The 24,708-nt window shown below is 66.7% G+C and carries 23 protein-coding genes; 18 read left to right on the top strand and 5 right to left on the bottom strand.

Annotation, left to right across the window (positions count from 1 at the left end):
* Positions 1 to 127: 127 nt before the first annotated feature.
* Together BMI01S_RS02900 and BMI01S_RS02895 are read left to right on the top strand one after the other, a co-directional pair.
* Positions 128 to 1,723: an MDR family MFS transporter gene (locus tag BMI01S_RS02900; RefSeq protein ID WP_028230045.1), complete on the top strand. Its 1,596-nt coding sequence runs from the start codon at positions 128 to 130 to the stop codon at positions 1,721 to 1,723.
* 65 nt (positions 1,724 to 1,788) lie between these two features.
* A complete protein-coding gene (locus tag BMI01S_RS02895) occupies positions 1,789 to 2,274 on the top strand; it encodes a MarR family winged helix-turn-helix transcriptional regulator (protein ID WP_028209371.1) in 486 nt (161 codons plus the stop codon).
* 97 nt (positions 2,275 to 2,371) lie between these two features.
* Here the strand turns inward: BMI01S_RS02895 and BMI01S_RS02890 are convergent, their stop codons facing one another.
* Positions 2,372 to 3,652: an amino acid deaminase gene (locus BMI01S_RS02890; RefSeq protein ID WP_028230046.1), complete on the bottom strand. Its 1,281-nt coding sequence runs from the start codon at positions 3,650 to 3,652 to the stop codon at positions 2,372 to 2,374.
* 127 nt (positions 3,653 to 3,779) lie between these two features.
* On the opposite strand from BMI01S_RS02890, the gene BMI01S_RS02885 reads away from it, so the two are divergent.
* From BMI01S_RS02885 to pyrF, 14 genes are all read left to right on the top strand, one after another.
* The gene (locus tag BMI01S_RS02885; protein WP_028230047.1) at positions 3,780 to 4,694 is read left to right on the top strand and encodes a MurR/RpiR family transcriptional regulator; all 915 of its coding nucleotides are present in this window, start codon (positions 3,780 to 3,782) and stop codon (positions 4,692 to 4,694) included.
* Between the two features lie 21 nt (positions 4,695 to 4,715).
* Positions 4,716 to 6,197 (top strand): N-acyl-D-amino-acid deacylase family protein, encoded by a 1,482-nt coding sequence (locus BMI01S_RS02880; RefSeq protein ID WP_028230048.1) that lies wholly within the window; start codon positions 4,716 to 4,718, stop codon positions 6,195 to 6,197.
* Positions 6,198 to 6,285: 88 nt separating this feature from the next.
* Positions 6,286 to 6,675 carry a RidA family protein gene (locus BMI01S_RS02875; protein WP_028230049.1) on the top strand — a complete coding sequence of 130 codons (390 nt, stop codon included), beginning with the start codon at positions 6,286 to 6,288 and terminating at the stop codon, positions 6,673 to 6,675.
* Positions 6,676 to 7,145: 470 nt separating this feature from the next.
* A complete protein-coding gene (locus BMI01S_RS02870) occupies positions 7,146 to 8,078 on the top strand; it encodes an IclR family transcriptional regulator (protein ID WP_028230050.1) in 933 nt (310 codons plus the stop codon).
* Complete coding sequence (locus BMI01S_RS02865) at positions 8,075 to 9,097, top strand: 2-dehydro-3-deoxygalactonokinase (RefSeq protein ID WP_042288221.1); 1,023 nt, start codon at positions 8,075 to 8,077, stop codon at positions 9,095 to 9,097. The genes BMI01S_RS02870 and BMI01S_RS02865 overlap by 4 nt, the downstream gene beginning before the upstream one ends.
* 87 nt (positions 9,098 to 9,184) lie before the next feature.
* Complete coding sequence (locus tag BMI01S_RS02860; protein ID WP_028209377.1) at positions 9,185 to 9,874, top strand: 2-dehydro-3-deoxy-6-phosphogalactonate aldolase; 690 nt, start codon at positions 9,185 to 9,187, stop codon at positions 9,872 to 9,874.
* Positions 9,871 to 10,662 (top strand): SDR family oxidoreductase, encoded by a 792-nt coding sequence (locus BMI01S_RS02855; RefSeq protein ID WP_028230051.1) that lies wholly within the window; start codon positions 9,871 to 9,873, stop codon positions 10,660 to 10,662. The genes BMI01S_RS02860 and BMI01S_RS02855 overlap by 4 nt, the downstream gene beginning before the upstream one ends.
* A 143-nt stretch (positions 10,663 to 10,805) precedes the next feature.
* The gene (locus BMI01S_RS02850) at positions 10,806 to 11,807 is read left to right on the top strand and encodes an arabinose ABC transporter substrate-binding protein (RefSeq protein WP_028230052.1); all 1,002 of its coding nucleotides are present in this window, start codon (positions 10,806 to 10,808) and stop codon (positions 11,805 to 11,807) included.
* A 124-nt stretch (positions 11,808 to 11,931) separates the two neighbouring features.
* The gene (araG, locus tag BMI01S_RS02845) at positions 11,932 to 13,443 is read left to right on the top strand and encodes an L-arabinose ABC transporter ATP-binding protein AraG (RefSeq protein ID WP_028230053.1); all 1,512 of its coding nucleotides are present in this window, start codon (positions 11,932 to 11,934) and stop codon (positions 13,441 to 13,443) included.
* A gap of 23 nt (positions 13,444 to 13,466) precedes the next feature.
* Positions 13,467 to 14,483: an L-arabinose ABC transporter permease AraH gene (gene araH / locus BMI01S_RS02840; protein ID WP_028230054.1), complete on the top strand. Its 1,017-nt coding sequence runs from the start codon at positions 13,467 to 13,469 to the stop codon at positions 14,481 to 14,483.
* Between the two features lie 36 nt (positions 14,484 to 14,519).
* A complete protein-coding gene (locus BMI01S_RS02835) occupies positions 14,520 to 15,320 on the top strand; it encodes an SDR family NAD(P)-dependent oxidoreductase (RefSeq protein WP_028230055.1) in 801 nt (266 codons plus the stop codon).
* Positions 15,317 to 16,231 carry an SMP-30/gluconolactonase/LRE family protein gene (locus BMI01S_RS02830; protein WP_028230056.1) on the top strand — a complete coding sequence of 305 codons (915 nt, stop codon included), beginning with the start codon at positions 15,317 to 15,319 and terminating at the stop codon, positions 16,229 to 16,231. The genes BMI01S_RS02835 and BMI01S_RS02830 overlap by 4 nt, the downstream gene beginning before the upstream one ends.
* A 309-nt stretch (positions 16,232 to 16,540) precedes the next feature.
* The gene (locus BMI01S_RS02825; RefSeq protein ID WP_042288217.1) at positions 16,541 to 17,716 is read left to right on the top strand and encodes an aldose 1-epimerase; all 1,176 of its coding nucleotides are present in this window, start codon (positions 16,541 to 16,543) and stop codon (positions 17,714 to 17,716) included.
* Between the two features lie 168 nt (positions 17,717 to 17,884).
* Complete coding sequence (pyrF, locus tag BMI01S_RS02820; protein WP_028209384.1) at positions 17,885 to 18,700, top strand: orotidine-5'-phosphate decarboxylase; 816 nt, start codon at positions 17,885 to 17,887, stop codon at positions 18,698 to 18,700.
* 76 nt (positions 18,701 to 18,776) lie between these two features.
* Here pyrF and BMI01S_RS02815 read toward each other — a convergent pair whose 3' ends face one another.
* From BMI01S_RS02815 to thiL, 4 genes are read right to left on the bottom strand one after another with little or no spacing between them, the layout of a single operon-like run.
* A complete protein-coding gene (locus BMI01S_RS02815) occupies positions 18,777 to 19,313 on the bottom strand; it encodes a cupin domain-containing protein (RefSeq protein WP_028230057.1) in 537 nt (178 codons plus the stop codon).
* Between the two features lie 53 nt (positions 19,314 to 19,366).
* Positions 19,367 to 19,867 carry a CinA family protein gene (locus tag BMI01S_RS02810; protein WP_028230058.1) on the bottom strand — a complete coding sequence of 167 codons (501 nt, stop codon included), beginning with the start codon at positions 19,865 to 19,867 and terminating at the stop codon, positions 19,367 to 19,369.
* A gap of 47 nt (positions 19,868 to 19,914) precedes the next feature.
* Entirely contained in the window at positions 19,915 to 20,517 is a 603-nt protein-coding gene (locus BMI01S_RS02805) for a phosphatidylglycerophosphatase A family protein (protein WP_028230059.1), read from the bottom strand.
* Entirely contained in the window at positions 20,507 to 21,508 is a 1,002-nt protein-coding gene (gene thiL, locus BMI01S_RS02800) for a thiamine-phosphate kinase (protein ID WP_028230060.1), read from the bottom strand. The genes BMI01S_RS02805 and thiL overlap by 11 nt, the downstream gene beginning before the upstream one ends.
* A 186-nt stretch (positions 21,509 to 21,694) precedes the next feature.
* On the opposite strand from thiL, the gene BMI01S_RS02795 reads away from it, so the two are divergent.
* Together BMI01S_RS02795 and BMI01S_RS02790 are read left to right on the top strand one after the other, a co-directional pair.
* Positions 21,695 to 23,989 carry an NADP-dependent malic enzyme gene (locus BMI01S_RS02795; protein WP_042288214.1) on the top strand — a complete coding sequence of 765 codons (2,295 nt, stop codon included), beginning with the start codon at positions 21,695 to 21,697 and terminating at the stop codon, positions 23,987 to 23,989.
* Between the two features lie 315 nt (positions 23,990 to 24,304).
* A complete protein-coding gene (locus BMI01S_RS02790) occupies positions 24,305 to 24,703 on the top strand; it encodes a ribonuclease (RefSeq protein ID WP_028209391.1) in 399 nt (132 codons plus the stop codon).
* The last annotated feature ends 5 nt before the right edge of the window (positions 24,704 to 24,708 follow it).

Genomic DNA, 24,708 nt, shown 5'->3' with positions numbered 1-24,708 from the left:
GCTCCCGAATTTCGGCGACGTCGGTTTCCAGCAAAGGCGGCATCGCCACCGTTCGACGCCCCAGTGTAGTGGATCGCGCCGTGCTAAGATGCTAATCTTTGACGCGTCAACCGTTGCTGGATCAAAAATGGCCGTTCATACCGCCGCCCACCACTCGAGCGGGCAGGTTCTGCCGTTCCGGGAATCGCTCCTCGCGATGCTCGGTATCTCATTCGTGACGATGCTCGTCGCGCTCGACCAGACCGTCGTGGGCACCGCGCTGCCGACCATCGTCTCCGAACTGCGCGGCTTCGAGCTGTATGCGTGGGTCGCCACGTCCTATCTGCTCACGTCCGTCATCACCGTCCCCATTTTCGGGCGGCTCGGAGACTATTACGGCCGCAAGCCCTTCGTGATCGCGTCGATCGTCGTCTTCACGGGCGCTTCCGTGCTGTGTGGGGCGGCCAACAGCATGCTGTTCCTCGTGATCGCGCGCGGGCTGCAAGGCATCGGCGGCGGCATGCTGGTCGGCACGGCGTTCGCCTGCATTCCCGATCTCTTTCCCGATTCCGTAGTGCGCCTGCGCTGGCAGGTGCTGATGAGTTCCGCGTTCGGCATCGCCAACGCGGTCGGGCCTTCGCTCGGCGGCTTTCTCACGCAGTACTGCGGCTGGCGCTCGGTGTTCTATGTGAATCTGCCCGTCGGCATGCTGTCGCTGTTTTTCGTCTGGAAGTATCTGCCGCATCTGCGCCACGTCGCGCACGAGGCGCGCATGCGGCTCGACTGGCCCGGCGCGCTGCTCATCGCGGTGTCACTGGGCAGCTTGCAGCTTTTCGTCGAGCGTTTGCCGGGGCATGGCCTGAGCGCCTCGGCCATCGGCCTGCTCGCGCTCGCGCTCGCGGCTGGCTGGGCGCTCTGGCAATGGGAGCGGCGCTTCCCGCAGGCCATCCTACCCGTCGACATGTTCCGCAACGCGAGCCTGAACGCTCTCTTCACGCTCGCCGTGCTGGGCGGCTTCACGATGTTCTCGCTGCTCTTTTACGCACCGCTGCTGTTCCAGGGCGGCTTCGGCATGACGCCGAAGGAAGCGGGCGTCGTCATCACGCCGCTCGTCGTGTTCATCACGATCGGGAGCATCGCGAACGGGCGCATCGTCTCGCGCATCCGCAATCCGAACCTGATGCTCTACATCGGCTTCGCGATGCTCGCGGCGGCATGCTTCGCCGTTGCGATCGCCACGCGCGGGACTCCACGGGGCCTGCTAATGGCGCTCATGATCACGGCGGGCATCGGCCTTGGCTTCGTCATGCCCAATCTCACCGTGTTCGCGCAGCAGACCGCCGGGCGCGAACACCTGGGCATCGCCACGGCGCTCCTGCAGTCACTGCGGATGATCGGCGGCATGATCGGCACGGCGCTGACCGGGACGATGGTCACGCAGCGTTATGCGAGCGGTGTGCAGCGTGCGCTCGAGGCCGATCACGCCACGCACTGGCTGCCGCAGCTTGCCGATCCGCAGATCCTCATCAACCGCGACGCGCAGGCTGCGCTCATCGCCGATCTCACGCACGCCGGGCATAATGGCGCGCCGCTGCTCGAAGCCGCCCGCGAGGCGCTGGTGGGGGCGATTCATCTGGGCATTGCCGTGGCGGCCGTGATCGCTGTGGTGGCGGTCTGGCAAACCCGGCGCGTGCCGCCGGTCAAGCTGCATCGCAAGATGGAGCCCGTGATTCACGCGGATTGAGTCGCTCCGGCGCGCGGCAGATACGGGTCATGAAGGCGGCAATGAGGCCTGCAGGAAAACAAAACATGGAAATTCAGGATCGCATCGCCATCGTGCAGCAGTTTGGACGGACCTATCGCGCGTTCATGTCGGCGTTCGAGGCGCAGGTCGGGCATCCGCTGCCGCGCTGGCGCATCCTGCTCGCGCTTTATGACCAGAACGGCGAGTCGTCGCAAAAGCGGCTCGTCGAGCGGCTGCGCGTGGACCCGGGCGCGCTCACGCGGCAATTGAAGGCGCTGGAGTCGCTCGGCTGGATCGCACGCCGTGCCGACGAGCGCGATAACCGCATCACCAACGTGACCCTGAGCGCGGCGGGCCGCGCAGTCATCGAAGAAGGGCTGCCGCGCCGCAACGCGTTCCTGAACATGACGATGTCGCTGCCCGACGACGCGCTCGCGGCGCTATCGGGCGCATTGAAGATGATGGAGGAGCGCCTCGGCGAGGCGGCGACTGCGGCGACCGTTGCCGTCGCGCCCGCACAGCCTCAGGAAGCCGAACCCGAAGCGGGCTGAACAGGCGGCCTGAGCGTCGTCGATGCGCGCGGCGGCGTGCGACGTTCACGACATCGCCGCCGCGCAGCATTCACGAGACGGCCGGCGCGCGTTGCGCTCAGAAGAACGTCTCGATCACTTCCGTCACGCGATACTTCGCATCGAGCATGAGCACCTGGCGCCACTTGTCGAACGTGAGGCAGGGGTGCGAGATGTCGAAGGCGATCATGTCGCCGACCTTGAGGTCCGCGCCCGCCGGTATCTTGAGGTAGGCGTGCTGATCCATCATCTGGAACACTTCCCAGCCTTCGCTTGCCGCCACTTCGCGCGGCATGCCGCCGTTCGCGGGGCGATAGTGGCGCGACGGCTCCGGAAAGCCCGCATCGAAGGCGGCATCGCGCTTGCCGAAGCCGATGATGGCGCGGCCGGGTTCCGGAATCGACTGCACATAGGCCCACAACTGCAGCGCGGGCAGCAGCGCCACGCCCATCTCGCGCGCCACGGGGTTGCGCGTGAGGATCTGCGACTGGGCCTGCTTGTAGACGCCTACGTCGTGCGTCACGTAGCACCCGGGGCGCAGCACCACGTCGATCGTGCCCGCCTGCGTGGCCGGCGCGAACTCCTCGGCGACGATGTCGTACCAGGCCGATCCGGCGCCCGACAGCAGCGCGGGTGTGCGCGCGAAGCGTCCCGCAGCGGCCAGCTCCTGGGTGACGTTCAGCGCGTCGCGCAGGAAAGTGCGCACCTCGCTCTCTTCCTTGAGAATGCCCTCATAGATCTCGACGCCCGTCAGCTTGAGCGAGTCGGGGTAGCGGGCGATGGCTGCGAGCACGGCGTTGCGCGTATCGGCGTCGCGCACGCCCGTGCGGCCGCGCGGCACGCCCAGTTCGAGCAGCACCTGCAGCGTGCGGCCCGACGCGCGGAAGAACTCGCCCAGTTGCTCCACGCCGTCCACGGAATCGACGAGGCAGAAGAACTCGAAGGTCGCATCGCTCAGCAGTTCCGCAATGATCGCCATGTTGCGGCGCCCCACCAGCTGGTTCGCCATCAGCACGCGCGAGATGCCGCCCCGGTAAGCGGCGCGCGTCTGGTGCGCCGTGGCGAGCGTGATCCCCCACGCGCCCGTTTCGATCTGGCGGCGAAAGAGCTGCGGCGCCATCGTCGTCTTGCCGTGCGGGGCGAGCTTCACCCCATAGCGCGTGACGAAGTCCTGCATCCACTTGAGGTTGTGCTCGACGCGATCGGCGTAGAGCACCGCCGCCGGCAGGCTCACGTCCTCTTCGAGCAGATTCCATTCGAGGCGTCCGGCATCCCCGAGCGGCACGCTTGCGCCCGGCAGGTTGCCGAGGCCTTTGCTGTTGGGGTCGATCGTCGCACTCTGATAGTTTGTAACTTTCATTTCCCTTTGCTCCATTTGCGTCATGCGGCTCCGCTGCGCCGGCACTTACGCGACCAGCGTTGACTCGGAGATAGTACACAAAGTAACATCGCCTCGTGAATTGTTATTTATTAACAGACTCCCTGCGATGAATACCGCCGCCGATCCGGTCCGCTTCGACATCGTCGCGCGTATCGCGCAACGCGTGCCGGATCTGCGTCCGGCCGAGCGCGACGTGGCCGCGCTCATCCTCGACGATCTTGCCAGCGCCGCGCGCGCGAGCATCGGCGAGCTGGCGCAGCGCGCGGGCGTGAGCGTCGCCTCGGTCACGCGTTTTGCGAAGGCGGTGGGCTGCCACGACGTGCGCGAACTGAAGCTGCGGCTTGCTCAAGCGGCCACGGTGGGCGAGCGCTTCCTTCGCGGCGGCCCGGATTCCATGCAAGGCGCGGGCGCCGCGCACGCAGCCCCGGAGCCGCTGGCGACGCGCGTCTATGACGAAATCCAGGCTGCGCTCGCGCGCAACCACGAACTGCTGCGCCAGGCGCCGTTGGCGCAGGTCGCCGCAGCGCTTGGCGCTGCTCGCATGATCTACGTATTCGGCATGGGCGGCGGGTCCAGCGCGCTCGCCGACGAAATGCGCTTTCGCCTCGTGCGCCTCGGTCGTCCGGTGGCGTCCTACCAGGACAGCCTGCTGCAGCGCATGGTGGCGAGCACGCTGTCACCTGAGAGCGTGGTCGTCGCGCTATCCGTAACAGGGCGCGTGCCCGAGCTGCTCGACGCCTGCCGCATCGCGCGCGACTACGGCGCGAAGCTCGTCGCGCTCACCGCGCCCGCCTCGCCGCTCGCCGCGCTCGCTGACTGGCTCGTGCCGATCGTCGCGAGCGAGACCGATTTCATCTACAAGCCATCATCGTCACGTTACGCGATGATGATGGCACTCGACGTGCTGGTGACCGAGCTGGCGCTCGCGCAACCCGCCGAGAGCCGGGAACTGTTGCGCCGCATGAAGCACACGCTGGACGCGCATCGCGGCGGCGGCGAACGCCAGCCGCTCGGTGACTGAGCGCCACATAAGGAGACACGTATGCATTCGCACCCCGAAGCCGCCGACACGTTGATCGTCGGGGCCATGCTTTACGACGGCACGGGCGCGCCGCCCGTCGAACGCGACGTGGCATTGCGCGACGGGCGCATCGTTGCGATCGGCAACCTGTCGAACTGGCTCGCCGAAGAAGTGATCGAGGCCAACGGACGCGCGCTAGCGCCCGGCTTCATCGACGTCCACACGCACGACGACACCCACGTGATCCGCGCGCCGCAGATGCTGCCCAAGATCAGCCAGGGCGTGACGACGGTGGTCGTCGGCAATTGCGGGATCAGCGCCTCGCCGGTCACGCTCAAGGGCGACCCGCCCGACCCGATGAACCTGCTCGGCGAGCGCGACGCGTTCAGCTATCCGACCTTCGCCGCGTATGTCGACGCGGTGAACGCCGCGCGGCCCGCCGTGAACGTGAGCGCGCTGATCGGCCATACGGCGCTGCGTAACAATCACATGAACGACCTGAAGCGCGCCGCGACCGGCGACGAGATCGCGGCCATGCGCGCACAGCTCGCGGACGCGCTCGCGCACGGCGCGCTCGGCCTTTCCACTGGGCTTGCATACGGATCGGCATTCGAGGCTTCGACCGAAGAGGTCGCCTCGCTCGCAGAGCCGCTCGCCGCGGCCGGCGCGGTGTACACGACGCACATGCGCACCGAGTTCGACGCCATTCTCGAAGCGATGAACGAGGCGTATCACATCGGCAAGCATGCGCGCGTGCCCGTGGTGATTTCGCATTTGAAGTGCGCGGGCCCATCGAACTGGGGGCGCAGCGCGGAGGTGCTCGCATCGCTCGAAGCCGCGCGCAAGTACCAGCCGGTGGGCTGCGACTGCTATCCGTACAGCCGCAGTTCTTCGACGCTCGACCTCAAACAGGTGACGGGCGACATCGACATCACCATCACCTGGTCCGAGCCGCATCCCGAGCAGGCGGGCAAGCTCATCAAGGACATCGCGGCCGGGTGGGGCGTCTCGCAGCAGGAGGCGGCGAAGCGCCTGCAGCCGGCGGGCGCGGTCTATCACAACATGTCCGAAGAGGACGTGCGCCGCATTCTTGCGCATCCGGCCACGATGGTCGGCTCCGACGGGCTGCCGAACGACCCGCTGCCGCACCCGCGTCTGTGGGGTGCGTTTCCGCGCGTGCTCGGACACTACGCGCGCGACGCCGCCCTGCTGCCGCTCGAAGAGGCGGTGCGCAAGATGACGGGCCTTTCCGCGCGGCGCTTCGGCCTCGCGCAACGCGGCGAGGTGCATGTGGGCTGGCACGCCGACCTCGTGCTGTTCGACCCCGAACGCGTGCGCGACGCGGCGACCTTCGATCAGCCGCAGCAAGTAGCCGAAGGCATCGACGCGGTGTGGGTGAACGGCGTGCTGTCATACCGCGACGGCCAGCCCACGGGCGAGCGCGCGGGCCACTTCGTCGCGCGCGGCAAGCGCGAGGCGCAGGTCGAGGCGAGCGCCTTCTAGGCATCACTAATCAATCCGTCGAATTTCGACCCTCGGCGCACGCGTGCCAAAGAGCCGCGCGCGCCGCACGATCTCAAAGGAGCAAACGATGAAACGAATTGGAGCCGAAGGCGGCAAGGGCCAGGGCGGCCAGCATCTGCCGTTCGCGCGTGCCGTGCAAGCCGATGGCTGGCTGTATGTATCGGGCCAGACGCCGATGGAAGGCGGCGAGGTGATCAACGGCGGCATTGTCGAGCATTCGCACAAGGCCATCCAGAATCTTTTCGCCATCCTGAAGGAAGCCGGTTACGGCGCGGAGCACGTGGTTCGCTGTGGCGTGTGGCTCGACGACGCTCGCGATTTCACTTCGTTCAACAAGGTGTTCCGCGAGTACTTCGGCGAGCATCCGCCCGCACGTGCCTGTGTGCAGTCGAGCATGGTGGTGGACTGCAAGGTGGAGATCGACTGCGTGGCCTACAAGGCGCCCGCCGCGAAGTAAGGGCACGGCGCAGTTGTGCCTCGAGTGCAGGAAACGGCTGCCGGAAGTGATCCGGCAGCTTTTTTTTTGCCGCCGAGGGCTGAAGCGAGCGGTATGTCCCTCGTTTGACGCCCGGGTTCTGAACTGGCAGCTCAATTTCCCAATATATGGGCGACCCAATCACATATTGGAGGACTCGAAAAAACCTGCCTACAATCCAACCCATACGACACGCCGCTCTGACACGTTGCGCGGCACACACGTCAGCAGACCCAGATAAATCCGGCGCACGCACAAGATGCGCAGCGAACCGGACCGCAAAGGAGACGTTCGCCATGCTCAAGCCAGCGCAATGCGCGACCACGCGCCGCCCGCCGCTCCATGTCCGATGTGCCCCGGGCGCTCAGGCGCCCGTCCGTCTCCCGAAGCAAGGTTCGCGCGCCGCTTGACGGCACGCGCCTCCTCCAATCGTCTCCTTCATCGCCCTCGCCATGAACAAAGCGATGTCTTCCACGCTCGCCGCAGACCTCCCGGACGAGGCCGCACCGGCAACCTCCACGCAAGCCCAGCCGAAAGCGCCGCGCGCCGCCGATGAAATCGGCCTCGCGAGCACGCTGCTCGACGGCTCGATGCAGCAGGCCGGCACGCAGACGCTGCTGCGCGGGCTCGCGATTCTCGAAGCGGCCGCTGCGGGCGTGCGCGATCTGCGCTCCTTCGGCGCGGTGCTCGGCACGACGCGTAGCACCACGCATCGCCTCGTTTCGAGCCTCGTGCAAGCGCGTTACCTGCGCCAGGTGCAGGGCGGCTATCTGCTTGGTCCGAAGCTCATCGAACTCGGTACGATCGCGCTGGAGCAGATGCCGCTCACGGCCGTTGCGCGCACGCATCTGCAGGCGCTCGCCGACGAAACGCTCGACACGATCCATCTCGGCGTGCGCGACGGCGACGACGTGCTCTACATCGACAAGATTCCCGGCCAGCGCGGCCTGGAGATGCGTTCGCGCGTCGGGCATCGCATGCCGCTCGCGTCCACGGGCATCGGCAAGGCGATGATGCTCGACCTGTCGCCGCAAACGTGGCGCGAACTCTTCGATGCGTCGCGCCGCACGCTCGCGGGCGTGAGCTTCCGTCCCGATCACAGCCTCGAACCGGAAACGTTCATCAAGCGCATGGCGACATACTCGGCGGGCGGCTACACGTTCGATCTGGAGGAGAACGAAATTTCGATCCGCTGCGTGGCGGCGCCCGTGCGCGACGCCTCGGGGGCGATCGTGGCGGCGCTTTCGGTGGCGAGCACGATTCCCTACATGCCGCTGGAACGCATGGACGAACTGATCCCCGTGGTACAGCGTGAGGCCCGCGCGATCTCGCTTGAACTGGGCTGGCGTGCGCCGCAGCCCACGACCCGCAGGATTCGTCGATGAAAGCGCGCGAGAAGCACGCGACCGGCGCCGCCATCGACGTCGGTGACGGCGCCGTCGCGCGCGAAGCCGCGCTGATCGCGCTCGACTGGGGGACGACTTCGCTGCGCGCGTATCTGTTCGATGCAGCGGGCAAGGTGATTGCTACACGCGTTTCGACGGCGGGCATCATGAATCTGCCCGTGCCCGCCGAAGAAGGCGGCTTCGACGCCGCCTTCGACGAAGCGTGCGGCGTGTGGCTCAGCGAGGCGCCCTCGCTGCCCGTGCTGGCGGCGGGCATGGTGGGCAGCGCCCAGGGCTGGGTGCAGGCGCCCTACGTCGAAACGCCCGCTAGCGCGCAGGCGCTGGTGGCGGGCATCGTGCGCGTGCGTGCAGCGAGCGGCGCCGAAGTGGCCGTGGTGCCCGGCGTGCTGGAGCCGGGCGCGCTACCCAACGTGATGCGCGGCGAGGAAACCCAGATTTTCGGCGCGCTAGGCGAATCGGGCGACGAGGGGCAGCAAACGTCGTTGATCGGACTCCCAGGCACCCACGCGAAGTGGGTCGTGGTCGAGGGCGAGCGCATTGCGCGCTTCTACACCTTCATGACGGGCGAGGTCTACGCCGCGCTGTGCGCGCATACGATCCTCGGGCGCACGATGAAGCATCCGGCCACGCCCGACACCGCCGCGTTCCTGCGCGGTGTCAACGTGGCGCGCGAGCAGGGCTGCGTCGGTCTGCTCGCCACGGCGTTCAGCACGCGCACGCTCGGCCTCACGGCGCAGCTTGCCGCCGACGAGCAGCCCGACTATCTCTCGGGCCTCGTGATCGGACACGAACTCGCCGGCCTCGAAGCGGCGCTCGCGCGGCGCGACGTGGCGCTCGCCGGCTGTGCGCCGAGGCTCATCGGCGCCGAAGCGCTGTGCGAACGCTACCGCCTCGCGCTTGGTGCGTTCGGCTGCGCCGGCGCGCACCTCGTGCGGCAAGCGACCGAGCATGGACTGTGGCGCATCGCCGTGCAGGCGGGGCTCGTCGCGCCGCGCTAGTGCGTCCAGGCGACGACAGCCGGACTGAACCAGCGGATTCGAACGAGCCGCAGCGAACCCGAGACGAAAAGGCAACAGGAAGCCGATATGGAACCCGAACTGAATCTGCCCGCCCCGTACACGCCGCATGCGGGCTTCGTCGCCGCGTTCGGCGCCTGCCCGATGATCGCGATCGTGCGCGGCATCAAACCCGCCGAAGCCGCCGAGCATGGCCGCGCGCTTTATGAAGCCGGCTTTCGGATCATCGAGGTGCCGCTGAACTCGCCGCAGCCGCTCGACAGCATCGCGGCGATGCGCGAAGCGCTGCCCGAAGACGCGATGATCGGCGCGGGCACCGTGCTCACGACCGCTCGCGTGCGCGACGTGAGGGAGGCGGGCGGCGAAGTGATCGTGATGCCGCACGCCGACATCGACGTGATCCTCGCCGCGAAGCTCCAGGGCCTCGCGTGCGTGCCGGGCGTCGCCACGCCGACCGAGGCGTTCGCTGCGCTCGAGCACGGCGCGGACGCGCTCAAGATGTTTCCCGCCGAGCAGCTCGGCCCGGCCGTGACGAAGGCATGGCGCGCCGTGATTCCGCCGGTGGTGCCGCTCTTGCCCGTGGGCGGCGTGAAGCCCGACAACATGGGGCCGCAGCTGGCCGCGGGCGCGAGCGGCTTCGGCCTTGGTTCGGCGCTCTACAAGCCGGGCCAGGATGCGGCCGCCACGCGTGCGAACGCGCTGGCCTTCATCGAAGGCTGGCGGGTCACGCAGCTGGCCATGCACGGAGCGCAGAAGTGAATCGTCTCGCGGGCAAGGTCGCACTGGTGACCGGCGCCGGTCGCGGCATCGGCGCGGCGATTGCGCGTGCGTTCGCGGCCGAAGGCGCGGCTGTCGTGCTCGCCGAGCTGGACGGCGCGACGGCCGTTGCCACGGCGCGCGAGATCGCCGGCGCGTTCGAAGGCGCGCGAACGCTCGCCGTGCAAACCGACGTGACGCAGCCCGCCTCGGAGCCCACTTCGGTGCGTGCCGCAGTCGAAGCGGCGCAACGCGCGTTCGGCCCCGTGGATGTGCTCGTGAACAACGCCGGCATCAACGTGTTCGCCGACCCGCTCACGATGACCGACGACGACTGGCACCGCTGTTTCGCCGTCGATCTGGACGGCGTGTGGAACGGCTGTCGCGCCGTGCTGCCGGGCATGGTCGAACGGCGCGCGGGCAGCATCATCAACATCGCCTCGACGCACGCGTTCCAGATCATTCCCGGCTGCTTTCCGTATCCCGTGGCCAAGCATGGCGTGATCGGGCTCACGCGCGCGCTCGGCATCGAGTACGCGCCGAAGAACGTGCGGGTGAACGCGATTGCGCCGGGATATATCGAAACGCAGCTCACGCACGACTGGTGGAACGCACAGCCCGACCCTGAGGCGGCGCGCAAGGCCACGCTCGATCTGCCGCCGATGAAGCGCATCGGCCGCCCCGAGGAAGTCGCCATGACGGCCGTGTTTCTCGCCTCGGACGAAGCGCCGTTCATCAACGCGAGCTGTATCACGATCGATGGCGGACGCACGGCGTTGTATCACGACTGAATCGACGGTAAAAAGTAGTTCGTAGCACGAAGGATCACGAATGCGCAGGAATCCGCCGAGGCGCTGGCCGCGCGCTTCGACGGGAAAAAGAAGAGGCGGCCGGAAACCCTTCCCGTGACTGAAGAAGACAGGAGACTGACAACATGCAACGACGCATCTTTCTGACGCTGGTGGCTGCCGCTGCTACCGCCGTGTTCGCGCAAGCGCCCGTCGCGCAGGCCGCCGACCAGGTGAAGATCGGCTTTCTCGTGAAGCAGCCCGAAGAGCCGTGGTTCCAGGACGAATGGAAGTTCGCGGAAATGGCCGCGAAGGAAAAGGGTTTCACGCTGGTGAAAATCGGCGCACCCTCGGGCGAGAAGGTGATGAGCGCAATCGACAACCTCGCTGCCCAGAAGGCGCAGGGTTTCATCATCTGCACGCCTGACGTGAAGCTCGGACCGGGCATCGTTGCGAAGGCCAAGGCCGACAAGCTCAAGATGATGACGGTGGACGACCGCCTCGTGGACGGCGCCGGCAAGCCGATCGAGTCGGTGCCGCACATGGGCATCTCGGCGTACAACATCGGCAAGCAGGTGGGTGACGGCATTGCCGCCGAAATCAAGAAGCGCGGCTGGGACATGAAGGACGTCGGCGCGATCGACGTGACCTATGAGCAGCTGCCGACGGCGCATGACCGCACGACCGGCGCGACCGACGCGCTCGTGGCCGCGGGCTTCCCGAAGGCGAACATCATCGCCGCGCCGCAAGCGAAGACCGACACGGAAAACGCGTTCAACGCCGCCAACATCGCACTCACGAAGAACCCGCAGTACAAGCACTGGGTGGCCTACGGCCTGAACGACGAAGCCGTGCTCGGCGCCGTGCGCGCAGCAGAGGGCCGCGGCTTCAAGGCCGACAACATGATCGGCATCGGCATCGGCGGTTCGGACTCGGCGCTCAACGAGTTCAAGAAGCCGCAGCCGACGGGCTTTTACGGCACCGTCATCATCAGCCCGAAGCGTCACGGCGAGGAAACTTCGGATCTGATGTACACGTGGATCACGCAAGGCAAGGAACCGCCGCTGCTCACGCTGACGACGGGCATGCTGGCGACGCGCGACAACGTGGAGAACGTGCGTCAGCAGATGGGTCTCGCCTCGAAGTAAAGGCTTGATGGAAAGGGTTTGAGGTGTTTCCCGCCGCGGGACGGTCCCCAGGTTTCATGACCTGAGATGGCCCGAGATGACCTGAAGACCGTACCCGCGGCGTATCGAATGAGAGGAAACCGAAGTGTCAGCGACACTGCGTTTTGACAATATCGGCAAGGTGTTCCCGGGCGTGCGTGCGCTCGACGGCGTGTCGTTCGAAGTGAACGCGGGCGAGGTGCACGGCCTCATGGGCGAGAACGGCGCGGGCAAGTCGACGCTGCTCAAGATCCTCGGCGGCGAGTATCAGCCCGATTCCGGCCGCATCCTGATGGACGGCAACGAGGTGCACTTCTCCGATGCGGCGGCTTCGATCGGCGCGGGCATCGCGGTGATTCACCAGGAACTGCAGTACGTGCCCGATCTCACGGTCGCCGAAAACCTGCTGCTCGGCGCGCTGCCCAATTCGCTCGGCTGGGTGAAGCGCGGCGAAGCGCGCAAGTTCGTGCGCGAGCGTCTCGCGGCGATGGGCGTGGACCTCGATCCGGCCGCGAAGCTGCGCAAGCTCTCCATCGCGCAGCGCCAGATGGTGGAAATCTGCAAGGCGCTCTTGCGCAACGCGCGCGTGATCGCGCTCGACGAGCCCACCAGCTCGCTTTCGCACCGCGAGACCGAGGTGCTGTTCAACCTCGTGCGGGAGCTGCGCGCCGACAATCGCGCGCTCATCTACATCTCGCACCGCATGGACGAGATCTACGAGCTGTGCAACGCCTGCACGATCTTCCGCGACGGCCGCAAGGTGGCGTCGCACGAGAAGCTTGCCGAGGTGAGGCGCGAAACGCTCGTGGCCGAGATGGTCGGTCGCGAGATCAGCGACATCTACAACTATTCGCCGCGCGAGCATGGCAATGTGCGCTTCGCCGTGCGTGGCGTGGAAGGGCATCCGCTGAACGAGGCGGCCAGCTTCGAGGTGAAGTCGGGCGAGATCGTCGGCTTTTTCGGCCTCGTGGGCGCGGGGCGCAGCGAGCTGATGCAGCTGATTTACGGCACGCACAAGCGGCGCGCGGGCGAGATCGAGCTGGACGGCAAGACCATACGCGTGAAGAGCGCGAGCGACGCGATCCGCCACGGCATCGTGCTGTGCCCGGAGGACCGCAAGGAGCAGGGCATCGTTGCGATGGCAACGGTCTCGGAGAACATCAACATCAGTTGCCGCCGCCACTTCCTGCGCGCGGGCATGTTCCTCGACCGCAAGAAGGAAGCCGAAACGGCGGACCGCTTCATCAAGCTTCTGAAGATCAAGACGCCGAGCCGACGCCAGAAGATCCGCTTTCTTTCGGGCGGCAACCAGCAGAAAGCGATTCTTTCGCGCTGGCTCGCCGAGCCCGACCTGAAGGTCGTGATTCTCGACGAGCCGACGCGCGGCATCGACGTCGGCGCGAAGCATGAAATCTACAACGTGATCTACCAGCTCGCCGCGCGCGGCTGCGCGATCGTGATGGTGTCGTCGGAATTGCCGGAAGTGCTCGGCGTGTCGGATCGCATCGTGGTGATGCGCGAAGGCCGTATTTCGGGCGAGTTGCCGCGCAGCGCGGCGAGCGAACACGCGGTGCTCGAGCTTGCGCTGCCCAGGCGCGCGCAAGCGAGAGCCGCATGAGTGGATGGGGAGGAGTGACTGAAATGCAAGCAAGAGAAAACCTGGCGGCTGAAACTGCCAAGAGCGTCGCCGACGCGCTGATTCCGAGTCCCACCGACAAGCAGAAGTGGTGGCAGCAGATCACCGAGTACAGCCTCATCGTGATCTTCGTGGTCATGTTCATCGTGATGTCGCTCACGGTCGATCACTTCTTCTCGATCGACAACATGCTCGGCCTCGCGCTGTCGGTCTCGCAGATCGGCATGGTGGCCTGCACGATGATGTTCTGTCTCGCCTCGCGCGACTTCGATCTTTCCGTGGGCTCGACGGTCGCATTCGCGGGCGTGCTCTGCGCGATGGTGCTCAACGCCACGAACAACACGTTCATCGCCATCGTCGCGGCCGTTGCGGCGGGCGCCGCGATCGGCTTCGTGAACGGCGCGGTGATCGCGTATCTGCGCATCAATGCGCTGATCACCACGCTCGCCACGATGGAGATCGTGCGCGGCCTCGGCTTCATCGCCTCGCACGGCCAGGCCGTGGGTGTGTCGTCGGACACGTTCATCGCCATGGGCACGGCGTCGCTGTTCGGCGTGCAACTGCCGATCTGGGTCACGCTCGTCTGCTTCATCGTGTTCGGCGTGATGCTCAATCAGACGGTGTACGGGCGCAATACGCTCGCGATCGGCGGCAATCCGGAAGCGTCGCGGCTCGCCGGCATCAAGGTCGAGCGCACACGCGTGTGGATCTTCCTGATCCAGGGCGCGGTGACGGCGCTCGCGGGTGTGATCCTCGCCTCGCGCATCACCTCGGGCCAGCCGAATGCGGCCGAAGGCTTCGAGCTGAACGTGATCTCGGCGTGCGTGCTCGGCGGCGTGTCGCTGCTGGGCGGCCGTGCGACGATCTCGGGCGTCGTGATCGGCGTGCTGATCATGGGCACGGTCGAGAACGTGATGAACCTGCTCAATATCGACGCGTTCTATCAGTACCTCGTGCGCGGCGCGATCCTGCTCGCGGCAGTGCTGCTCGACCAGCTGAAGAACCGCGGCGCGCGCGATTGAACAACCCACTGAGCGATCCATCAGGAGCCCAAAACGATGTCGTCTCCCGCTAACGCGCTCGCGCGCCACGCGCACGAAAACTACGCGCGCTATCCGAGCCTGGCCGACCGCGTGGTGCTCATCACGGGCGGCGCGACCGGCATCGGCGCGTCGTTCGTCGAGCACTTCGCCGCGCAGGGCGCGCGCGTGGCGTTCTTTGACATCGACGCGAGCGCCGGCCAGGCGCTCGCCGACGAGCTCGGCGACTCGCGCCACGAGCCGCTTTTTGCCGAAGTCGATCTCACCGACATCGCGGCCCTGCGAGCCGCCATCGCCGATGTGAAAGCGGCGCTCGGGCCGATCGAGGTGCTCGTGAACAACGCGGCCAACGACAGGCGCCATACGCTCGCCGAAGTCACACCTGAGTCGTTCGACGCCGGCATTGCCGTGAACGTGCGCCATCAATTGTTCGCGGCGCAGGCCGTGGTCGAGGACATGAAAGCGGCGCGCGCCGGCTCCATCATCAATCTCGGCTCGATCAGCTGGATGCTCAAGAACGCGCAGTATCCGGTCTATGTGATGGCCAAGTCGGCGGTGCAGGGGCTCACGCGCGGGCTCGCCAAGGACTTGGGGCCGTACGGCATTCGCGTGAATTCGCTCGTGCCGGGTTGGGTCATGACGGACAGACAGCGGCGCCTGTGGCTCACCGACGAAGGCCGCGAGGACATCAAGCGCGGCCAGTGCATCGACGCCGAACTGCTGCCCGAAGACCTCGCGCGCATGGCGCTCTTTCTCGCCGCCGACGACAGCCGCATGATCACTTCGCAGGACATCGTCGTGGACGGGGGCTGGGCATGAGCGCGAATCAAAGTGCAGCGAACGAGGCGGTGGCCGAGCTCCTCGTTCACTCGAAATGCGAGCTGGGCGAGGGTGCGACCTGGTGTGCGCGCAGCGGCCGGCTTTACTGGGTCGACATCACGAACAAGCGGCTCGCGCGCTACGACACGCGCGACGGCAAGCTCATGACGTGGAACATGCCGGAGCGGGTCGCCTGCTTCGCGCTGTGCGAAGACGAGCGCACGCTGCTACTGGGCCTCGCCTCGCGTCTCGCGTTCTTCGATCTGGAGACGGGCGAGATAGAGACGATCGTGGAGGTCGAGCCCGGCGTGCCGACGCGCCTGAACGATGGGCGCTGCGACCGCCAGGGGCGCTTCGTGTTCGGCACGAAGTACGAGGGCACGCCGAGGCAAGCCATTGGCGGCTTCTATCGCCTGAATCACGATTTGACGCTGGAACGCCTGCCGCTGCCCGCGCCCGCGATCTCGAACAGCATCGCGTTCAGCCCGGACGGCGCGACGATGTACTACTGCGATTCCCCCACGCGCGAGATCCGCGCATGCGACTACGGCGCGGATGGAACGATTGCGAACGAACGCACGTTCGCAACGCTCGCTGACGAGACCGGCGTGCCGGACGGCTCCACCGTCGACGCCGAAGGCGGCCTCTGGAACGCGCAGTGGGGCGGCGAGCGTGTGGTGCGTTACGGCCCCGACGGCGTGGAAACCGAGCGCGTAAAGATTCCCACAGCGCAACCAAGCTGCGTTACGCTCGGCGGTGCGCTGCTGGACACGCTCTACGTCACGAGCGCGCGCGAGGAGATGGAGGAGGAGGCCCTCGCGCGCGAGCCGCATGCGGGCGGTGTGTTCGCGCTTCGGATCGGCCGCCTGGGCCTTGAAGAACCGCGGTTTCAGGGGCGGCGGCGCGTTTGAGTTCGCCGTATCGAGCGTTGCCTGAAAGGGGTGCGTGCGATCTCGTCAGACGATAAGCACGCGCCGCTTGCGCCGAGGAAACGGGGCAGCGCGCAGCACAAGCAGACGGATAGTCGTTGCAGTTCAGCAACAGATGCAGTCGATCGAAAGTGTGCAGTCGGCTTTGCCAGTACCAATAGAAGGGCGAACACAAGAAGCGGCCGCAGGCCCGTGCGAGAGCTGGCAGTTGAGCGAGCGTACGGCGTCGTCAGGCCACCAGTGAGCCGCCTTTTGCGGCGGCAATCAAACTTGCCTCTCGAGGAGCATCTAATGAGCGTCGCGAATTCCGCTGTGCGTCGATCTACCCGTTCCCGTTCCGTTACCGCAGGCACCGCCGCAACGCCGCAGAGCGTGGCGCCTTCCGCCGCTGTCTCCCCTGCCGCCGCCGCGCGCCGCGCGCGGCTCGAAGCCGCCACCCATCCTGTGATGCCGGGGCCCAGCACCTCCGCCGTCGCAATCGGCGCGGCGGGCACGAGCGACGTAGCCTGCGTGACCCTTGCGAACGCGTATCTGAGGCTCGACGTCGCGCCCCAGCTGGGCGGCGGAATCACGCGTTTCGACTGGCGCAGCGAAGGCGCGTTCGAGCCCGTCTTCCGCCGCTGCGAGCGCGTGAGTGCGCGCATGGACCCGAACGAGTTGGCGTGCTACCCGCTGCTGCCGTATTCGAATCGCATCGGCGAAGGGCGCTTTCATTTCGGCGGCCGCGATGTCGAGGTGCCCCGCAATCGCGCCAGCGAGCCGATGCCCATTCACGGCGACGGCTGGCTTGCACCCTGGAGCATCGAAAGCGCCGATCGCGAGAACGTGCGCCTCGTGCTCGATCGCAGCGACGGCGACCCCTACGCGTACCGCGCGGCGCTCACTTATGCGCTGGACGGCGCGACGCTCACGATCGGCCTCGAAGTGGAGAACACGGGACGCGATGCGCTGCCGTTCGGCCTGGGCGTGCATCCGTTCCTCGCGCGCGACGCGAGCACCGAGCTTTCCGCACCCGCGAGCGGCTTGTGGCTCTCGGGCGAGGACTGGCTGCCGGTGCGCCACGTGCCCGCGCCGCCCGCCTGGCAGTTCGGCGTGGCGTATCCGTTGCCGGCGCAACTCGTCAATCATGCGTTCAGCGGCTGGAGCGGGCGCGCCGCCGTGGTGTGGGAGCGCCGGCGGCTCTCACTGTCCATTTGCGCCAACACGGACTATTACGTGCTCTACACGCCCCCCGGCGCCGACTTCTTCTGCTTCGAGCCCGTCGATCACCCGATCAACGCCGTGAACCTGCGCGGTGGCGGTGACGCAAACGGCATGACCGTGCTCGGGCACGGCGAGCGGCTCATGCGGCGCTTCAGCTTTACGGTAGAGCGCATGGACATGCGGGCGGCGGCCAGCCCGCACCGCGCCGGGGCGCGCGGCCGCTCGGGCGCGCGCGGTGCCAAGGGGGCACGCGTGCGCGCTTGAGCGCACTTCATCGGATGAAAGCGCACCGTGGCCGGGGCCGGCTGCGGCGCGGCTTGCGGCGCTGGGACCGGCCGGGGACGCCCCGAGGTGTCTGGAGGCGTCCGGCCCCAAGCCGGGTAAAATACGCGCCGTTTCTCTTCACCGGCTCGCTCGCCGCGAGCGCTCACCATGACCTCCTTCACCCAGACCCTCAGCGCCGCCTGGCAGCGCACCGGCTCGCTGCTGTGCGTTGGCCTCGACCCCGAGCCGACGAAATTTCCAGCCGCACTGGCCGGCCGCAGCGACGCGATCTTCGAGTTCTGCCGCGACATCGTCGACGCCACCGCGGCCTATGCATGCGCCTTCAAGCCGCAGATCGCCTACTTTGCCGCGCATCGCGCCGAAGACCAGCTCGAAGCGCTCATTGCACACGTCCACGAAAAGCATCCGGGCTTGCCCGTGATTCTCGACGCCAAGCGCGGCGACATCGGCAGTACTGCTGAACAATACGCGCGCGAAGCGTTCGAGCGCTTCCAGGCCGATGCGGTGACGGTCAATCCGTACATGGGCTACGACTCGATCGAGCCGTGGCTCGCGCACGAGGGCAAGGGCGTGATCGTGCTGTGCCGCACGTCGAACCCGGGCGGTTCCGATCTCCAGTTTCTGACGACCGACGGCAAGCCGCTCTATCAAGTGGTGGCGGACCTCGCGGCGAACAAATGGAACGCGAGCGGCGAACTCGGTCTTGTCGTAGGCGCGACCTTTCCGAAGGAGATCGAAACCGTGCGTGCGATCGTGGGCGACATGCCGCTCCTGATTCCGGGAATCGGCGCGCAGGGCGGCGACGTCGAAGCGACCGTGAAGGCAGGCCGCACCGCCAACGGCACGGGCATGCTCATCAACTCGTCGCGCGCGATCATCTACGCGAGCAAGGGTGAGGACTACGCGCAGGCAGCTGCAACGGCTGCCCGCGAGACGCGCGACAAGATCAACGCTTATCGTTGACGGCGGAAACGTCCTGCGCTCCCCATGCGCCGGACGGTTTCCGAAGATGAGCGGCCTTCGTGATGCGCGGGGCCGCTCAATCCTTCTTCGCGACCGAAGCCGGTTTGCCGAGCAACTCGATGATCGAGCGATGCAGCGGATATTTCGCGGCGAGCGCGTCGACGTCGGCGATCTCGAACTCGCCGAATTCGAACCCCGGCGCGACCGTGCAGCCCACGAGCGCATACGTCGACGGGTCGCAGCAGCGCGCCGCGAACCAGTGCCCCGCCGGCACGACGGCCTGGAACACGGTGCCGGGGTGTTCGAGCGCATGCCCGAGCTTGCGCGTGGAGAGCACGCCGCGCTCATCGATCGAATGGATCTCGATGGGCGAGCCCGCATAGAAGTGCCACAGTTCGTCGGAGCGGATGCGATGCCATGCCGAGTAAGCACCTTCCGCGAGCAGGAAGTAGATGGCGGTCGATGCCGCGCGCGTGCCGTCTGCGTCGCTTGCGCCGTCACGGCGCACGAGATTGTCGGCGCGATAGGTTTCGCTGTAGTAGCCGCCTTCCGGGTGCGGTTCGAGACCGAAGCGGCGGATCAGTTCTCCCACTGCGGGATGCGTTGTGGCCATGGCGAGAACCTCCGTGGTTGCCCCGACCGGCGGTCCGATCGCAGCGGGCGGGTTTAGCGTTCCTGTTCGTCGATGAACGCGAGCAGCCCGCGCAGCGCGTGCGCGGCCGCCTGCACGCGGATCTGCTCGCGGTCGCCCTTGAACACCAGCGTCTCGATGCTCGTATGGAGCCGGTTGCTCCAGCCGAACGACACCATGCCGACCGGCTTTTCCGGCGTGCCGCCGCCGGGTCCCGCGACGCCCGTAACGGCCAGCGAAAGCTGTGCCCGGCTGTTGGTGAGCGCGCCTTCGGCCATCGCGCGGGCGACCGGCTCGCTCACCGCGCCGTGCTTCTCGATGAGTTCGGGCGGCACGCCGATCATCTCGGTCTTTGCCTGGTTCGAATAGGTGACGAAACCGCGCTCGAACCAGCCGCTGCTGCCGGAAATGTCGGTGATGGCGGTGGCGATCATGCCGCCGGTGCAGGACTCGGCGGTCGCGAGCATGAGACGCCCGTCGCGCAGCTTGTTGCCGACGCGGATGGCGAGTTGGTAGACGACGGAATCGGTGGGCATCGCTGGAAGTCCGTTGAAGTGGCGGCGGCTCGTTGGTGGACGGGCGGTTAGACCGACATGCGCCACAGCGCGATCACGAGCAGCGTGAAAAACGCGGCGACGATGTCGTCGAGCATGATGCCGAGGCCGCCCTTGAAACGCCTGTCGAAATAGCGAATGGGCGGCGGCTTCACCATATCGAAGAACCGGAAGACGACGAAGGCCCACAGCCGGCCCTCGAAATCGACGGGCGTGACCATCAGCAGGACGAGCCAGAACGCGACGATCTCGTCCCAGACGATGGCGGAAGGGTCTTCCGTGCGCAGCTTCTTCGCCGTGAACCCCGTGATGCCGATGCCCGCGAAGAAGCCCACGACGATCAGCAATCCCCACTCGGTCACGGTGAGGTAGCGGTTGAGCACCTCGAACGCGGCCCACGCGAAGAGCGTGCCGGCCGTGCCGGGTGCGAGCCGCGAGAGGCCGGAGCCGAAGCCGAGCGAGAGGATATGCAGCGGATGCGTGAGCATGAACGGCGCGTCCGCGCGGCGCGGGCCGCCCGAGCGCCCTGGCCCGGCCGGCCCGGAGGCGTTGGACGCCGCGCCTGCCGCGGGAGCCGGCTGTCCAGCGCTCGCGTAATCGCTGGCGGGCGATGGCGTGGGGTCAGTCTGCATGGAAGTGGTCGAAACCTTGCAACGTCAGATTGAGCATCGTGCCCGCGGCGTCGCGCCAGGCGATCGCAGGAGCGGTTTGCGGCGAAGTGAGGGCACTCATTGTACCGATGCGCGTGACACGCACGCCGGCGTGTTGCGCCGCCGCCTCGACAGCGGCGCGCTGCCCAGGCGCCGCCGTGAAGCACAACTCGTAATCGTCGCCGCCCGCCAGTGCGCACTGCAGTTGCACGTCGCGCGGCAGGCGGGCGAGCGCGGGCGAAATCGGCAGACTGTCGACATCGATCGTCGCGGCGAGGTTCGAGCGCTCGAGAATGTGGAGCAGGTCGCCGGCCAGGCCGTCCGACACGTCCAGCGCCGCGCGTGCGACGCCGCGCAGCGCGAGACCCAGCGCTACGCGCGGCTCCGGGTATTCGAGCGCGCGGCGAAAGTGCGCGGCGTCCTGCTCATTCGTCTGCCCATTGACTTGCCATTCGCCGCGCAGCAGCCCGAGACTCGCACGCGCGTCGCCGGGCGTGCCGGAGACCCAGATGTCGTCGCCTGCCCGGGCGGCGTCGCGCCGAAGCGCGACATCCTGCCGCACCGACCCGAAGACCGTCAGGCACAGATTGAGGGGGCCGGCCGTGGTGTCGCCGCCTATCAGTTCGCAGTCGTAGCGGTCGGCCAGCTCGAAGAGTCCCGCGCTGAACGCGGCGAGCCAATCCTCGGCCGGCTTCGGGAGCGCGAATGCGAGCGTGAAGCCGAGCGGCTGCGCGCCCATCGCGGCGAGGTCCGACAGATTGACGGCCAGCGCCTTGTGGCCGAGCGCGTGCGGATCGATATCGGGGAAAAAATGACGGCCTTCCACGAGCATGTCCGTGGAGACGGCCAGCATTTCGCCGTCGGCGGGCGCGATGAGCGCGCAGTCGTCGCCGATGCCGAGCACGGCGCGCCGTGTGTTCGTGCGGGCGCGCCGGGCGAAATATCGGTCGATGAGCGAGAACTCGGAAAGCATGACGAAAGGACTATGACGAATGGCCTGGGGCGACGCCGTGAGGGGGCGCACCGGCGCGGCGTTCCCTGCATGCCGGTCGCGGCACCTGCGCCCGAACTGTAAAGAATGCCGCGGGAGATTGGCGCTACAATCGGTCAACGTAGCGTTCGAGTTGTTATTCTAATCTGCACTCACGTCCTGCCTCTCATGTCGAATCCCGCCACGAACAAGCTCCGCGAAGCCGCCCTCGACTATCACGAGTTCCCCACGCCGGGGAAGATCGCGATTGCGCCGACCAAGCAGATGATCAACCAGCGCGATCTCTCGCTTGCGTACTCGCCGGGCGTGGCGTTCGCGTGCGAGGCGATCGTCGAGAATCCGCTCAACGCCGCGCGCTTCACGGCGCGCAGCAACCTCGTGGGCGTCGTGTCGAACGGCACGGCCGTGCTCGGCCTCGGCAACATCGGGCCGCTCGCCTCGAAGCCAGTGATGGAAGGCAAGGCGGTGCTCTTCAAGAAGTTCGCGGGCATCGACGTGTTCGACATCGAGCTGAACGAGACGGACCCGCACAAGCTCGTCGACGTGATCGCCGCGCTCGAACCCACCTTCGGCGGCATCAATCTGGAGGACATCAAGGCGCCCGAGTGCTTCATCGTCGAACGTGAAGCGCGCAAGCGCATGAAGATCCCGGTCTTTCACGACGACCAGCACGGCACCGCCATCGTGGTGGCGGCCGCCTTCACGAACGGCCTGAAGGTCGTGGGCAAGGACATCAAGGAGGTCAAGCTCGTGGCATCGGGCGCGGGCGCGGCGGCGCTGGCGTGCCTGGACCTGCTGGTCGACCTCGGGCTGCCGCTCGAAAACATCGTCGTGACCGACCTCGCGGGCGTGGTCTACAAGGGCCGCACCGAGCTCATGGACCCGGACAAGGAGCGTTTTGCGCGCGAGACCCACGCGCGCACGCTCGCGGAAGTGATCGAAGGCGCCGATATTTTCCTCGGCCTTTCAGCGGGCGGTGTGCTCAAGCAGGACATGGTCAAGCAGATGGCGGCCAAGCCGCTCATTCTCGCGCTCGCCAATCCCACGCCGGAAATCCTGCCGGAACTGGCGCTCGAAGTGCGCCCGGACGCCGTGATCGCCACGGGCCGCACCGACTATCCGAACCAGGTGAACAACGTCCTGTGCTTCCCGTTCATCTTCCGCGGCGCGCTGGACGCGGGTGCGACCACCATCACGCGCGAGATGGAAATCGCCGCCGTGAACGCCATTGCGGAGCTGGCGCGCCAGGAGCAGAGCGACGTCGTGGCCACGGCCTACGGCATCCAGGATCTGCAGTTCGGCCCGGAGTACCTGATTCCGAAGCCGTTCGACCCGCGCCTGATCGTGAAGATCGCGCCGGCCGTCGCCAGGGCGGCCATGGAGTCGGGCGTTGCGACCCGTCCGATCGAGGACATGGACGCCTACGAGCAGCACCTCCAGCAGTTCGTCTACCACAGCGGCACGACCATGAAGCCGATCTTCCAGCTCGCGCGCGCCGCGGAGCCGGAGAAGAAGCGCATCGTGTTCGCCGAGGGCGAAGAGGAGCGCATCCTGCGCGCGGTGCAGATCGCGGTCGACGAAAAGCTCGCGAAGCCCATCCTGATCGGCCGCCCGGCCGTGATCGAGCAGCGCATTGCGCGCTATGGCCTGCGTCTCGTCGCGGGCCAGGACTACACGGTGGTCAACACCGACCACGACGAGCGCTATCGCGAGTTCTGGCAGACCTACGCGAAGCTCATGGCGCGCAAGGGCATCACGCAGCAAATGGCGAAGCTCGAAATGCGCCGCCGCACCACGCTGATCGGCTCGATGCTCGTGGAGAAGGGCGAGGCCGACGGCATGATCTGCGGCACGGTCAGCACGACGCACCGCCATCTGCACTTCATCGACCAGGTGATCGGCAAGAAGGCCGGCTGCAACGTCTATGCGGCGATGAACGCGCTCGTGCTGCCGAATCGCCAGATCTTCATCGTCGACACGCACGTCAACGTCGACCCGACGCCCGAGCAGCTCGCGGAAATCACCATCATGGCCGCCGAGGAAGTGCGTCGCTTCGGCATCGAGCCGAAGATCGCGCTGTGCTCGCATTCGAACTTCGGTTCGAGCAATGCGCCTTCCGCGCAGAAAATGCGCGACCTGCTCGATATTCTCAAGGAGCGCGCTCCTGACCTCCAGGTGGACGGCGAAATGCACGGCGACGTGGCGATCGATGCGAACCTGCGCAAGGAAGTCCTGCCCGAATCGACGCTAGAAGGCGAAGCGAACCTGCTCATCATGCCGAACATCGACGCGGCGAACATCTCCTACAACCTGCTCAAGACGGCGGCCGGCAACAACATCGCCATCGGGCCGATCCTGCTGGGCGCGGCGAAGCCGGTCCATGTGCTGACGGCGTCCGCTACGGTGCGCCGCATCGTCAACATGACGGCGCTGCTCGTCGCGGACGTGAACGCGTCGCGCTAAGCGCATTCGTCCGTCGCACCGGCAATGCCGGTGACTGCTTCCCAAAGGCGGCGCGCTCTATGGGCGCGCCGCCTTTTTGCTTGGGGAGATCAGGCTTCTCCGCAGGGGTGATAGCACAAAACAGATTGTAAAATTTACCTGTCTGGTTTTTGTGCGCAGTCAAGCACGGGCCGTTGTCGCCTGGCGAACATTGCTTCTGGACATCATTAGCGATACCCTTACACCTTTCATCGTCGTCGAATACGTAACTCGGGAAGCGGGAACCAGGTGATGGCGCCTCGTCTAACTCATTGTTTCGGCGATGGTTTGTACGGCATGCGGCGGGCTGCGGCGGTCGCGCTGGTGGTCACGGCAGCGGTCACGGCGGCGCTCGGAGCCTGCGGCGCTCAGGCGCGCACGAATCAGGCAGACGAGGCGAGTACTTCGGTCGGCAGCATTTCGGTCAACGAACTGCCGCGCGAGGCGGTCAATACGTTGGGCCTGATTGCGGCAGGCGGCCCGTTCCCGTATGAGAAGGACGGCGTCGTATTCGGCAATTTCGAGCAGATATTGCCACCGCACCGGCGGGGCTACTATCACGAGTACACCGTGCCGACGTCAGGCGCGCACAACCGCGGCGCCAAGCGCATTGTTTGCGGCGGCCCGCGCAAGCGGACCGACAACTGTTACTACTCCGACGACCACTACGCCAGTTTCAGGCGAATTATTGATTGACACCG

Source organism: Paraburkholderia mimosarum LMG 23256 = NBRC 106338, from assembly GCF_000739815.1.
GTDB lineage: Bacteria > Pseudomonadota > Gammaproteobacteria > Burkholderiales > Burkholderiaceae > Paraburkholderia > Paraburkholderia mimosarum.
This window is presented reverse-complemented; position numbering and strand designations above follow the sequence as displayed.

Excerpts from the sequence above, each read along its gene's own strand:
- BMI01S_RS02900 (WP_028230045.1), top strand. The coding sequence starts at position 128 with ATGGCCGTTCATACCGCCGCCCACCACTCGAGCGGGCAGGTTCTGCCG.
- BMI01S_RS02895 (WP_028209371.1), top strand. The coding sequence starts at position 1,789 with ATGGAAATTCAGGATCGCATCGCCATCGTGCAGCAGTTTGGACGGACC.
- BMI01S_RS02890 (WP_028230046.1), bottom strand. The coding sequence starts at position 3,652 with ATGAAAGTTACAAACTATCAGAGTGCGACGATCGACCCCAACAGCAAA.
- BMI01S_RS02885 (WP_028230047.1), top strand. The coding sequence starts at position 3,780 with ATGAATACCGCCGCCGATCCGGTCCGCTTCGACATCGTCGCGCGTATC.
- BMI01S_RS02880 (WP_028230048.1), top strand. The coding sequence starts at position 4,716 with ATGCATTCGCACCCCGAAGCCGCCGACACGTTGATCGTCGGGGCCATG.
- BMI01S_RS02875 (WP_028230049.1), top strand. The coding sequence starts at position 6,286 with ATGAAACGAATTGGAGCCGAAGGCGGCAAGGGCCAGGGCGGCCAGCAT.
- BMI01S_RS02870 (WP_028230050.1), top strand. The coding sequence starts at position 7,146 with ATGAACAAAGCGATGTCTTCCACGCTCGCCGCAGACCTCCCGGACGAG.
- BMI01S_RS02865 (WP_042288221.1), top strand. The coding sequence starts at position 8,075 with ATGAAAGCGCGCGAGAAGCACGCGACCGGCGCCGCCATCGACGTCGGT.
- BMI01S_RS02860 (WP_028209377.1), top strand. The coding sequence starts at position 9,185 with ATGGAACCCGAACTGAATCTGCCCGCCCCGTACACGCCGCATGCGGGC.
- BMI01S_RS02850 (WP_028230052.1), top strand. The coding sequence starts at position 10,806 with ATGCAACGACGCATCTTTCTGACGCTGGTGGCTGCCGCTGCTACCGCC.
- araH (WP_028230054.1), top strand. The coding sequence starts at position 13,467 with ATGCAAGCAAGAGAAAACCTGGCGGCTGAAACTGCCAAGAGCGTCGCC.
- BMI01S_RS02835 (WP_028230055.1), top strand. The coding sequence starts at position 14,520 with ATGTCGTCTCCCGCTAACGCGCTCGCGCGCCACGCGCACGAAAACTAC.
- BMI01S_RS02830 (WP_028230056.1), top strand. The coding sequence starts at position 15,317 with ATGAGCGCGAATCAAAGTGCAGCGAACGAGGCGGTGGCCGAGCTCCTC.
- BMI01S_RS02825 (WP_042288217.1), top strand. The coding sequence starts at position 16,541 with ATGAGCGTCGCGAATTCCGCTGTGCGTCGATCTACCCGTTCCCGTTCC.
- pyrF (WP_028209384.1), top strand. The coding sequence starts at position 17,885 with ATGACCTCCTTCACCCAGACCCTCAGCGCCGCCTGGCAGCGCACCGGC.
- BMI01S_RS02815 (WP_028230057.1), bottom strand. The coding sequence starts at position 19,313 with ATGGCCACAACGCATCCCGCAGTGGGAGAACTGATCCGCCGCTTCGGT.
- BMI01S_RS02810 (WP_028230058.1), bottom strand. The coding sequence starts at position 19,867 with ATGCCCACCGATTCCGTCGTCTACCAACTCGCCATCCGCGTCGGCAAC.
- BMI01S_RS02805 (WP_028230059.1), bottom strand. The coding sequence starts at position 20,517 with ATGCAGACTGACCCCACGCCATCGCCCGCCAGCGATTACGCGAGCGCT.
- thiL (WP_028230060.1), bottom strand. The coding sequence starts at position 21,508 with ATGCTTTCCGAGTTCTCGCTCATCGACCGATATTTCGCCCGGCGCGCC.
- BMI01S_RS02795 (WP_042288214.1), top strand. The coding sequence starts at position 21,695 with ATGTCGAATCCCGCCACGAACAAGCTCCGCGAAGCCGCCCTCGACTAT.
- BMI01S_RS02790 (WP_028209391.1), top strand. The coding sequence starts at position 24,305 with ATGCGGCGGGCTGCGGCGGTCGCGCTGGTGGTCACGGCAGCGGTCACG.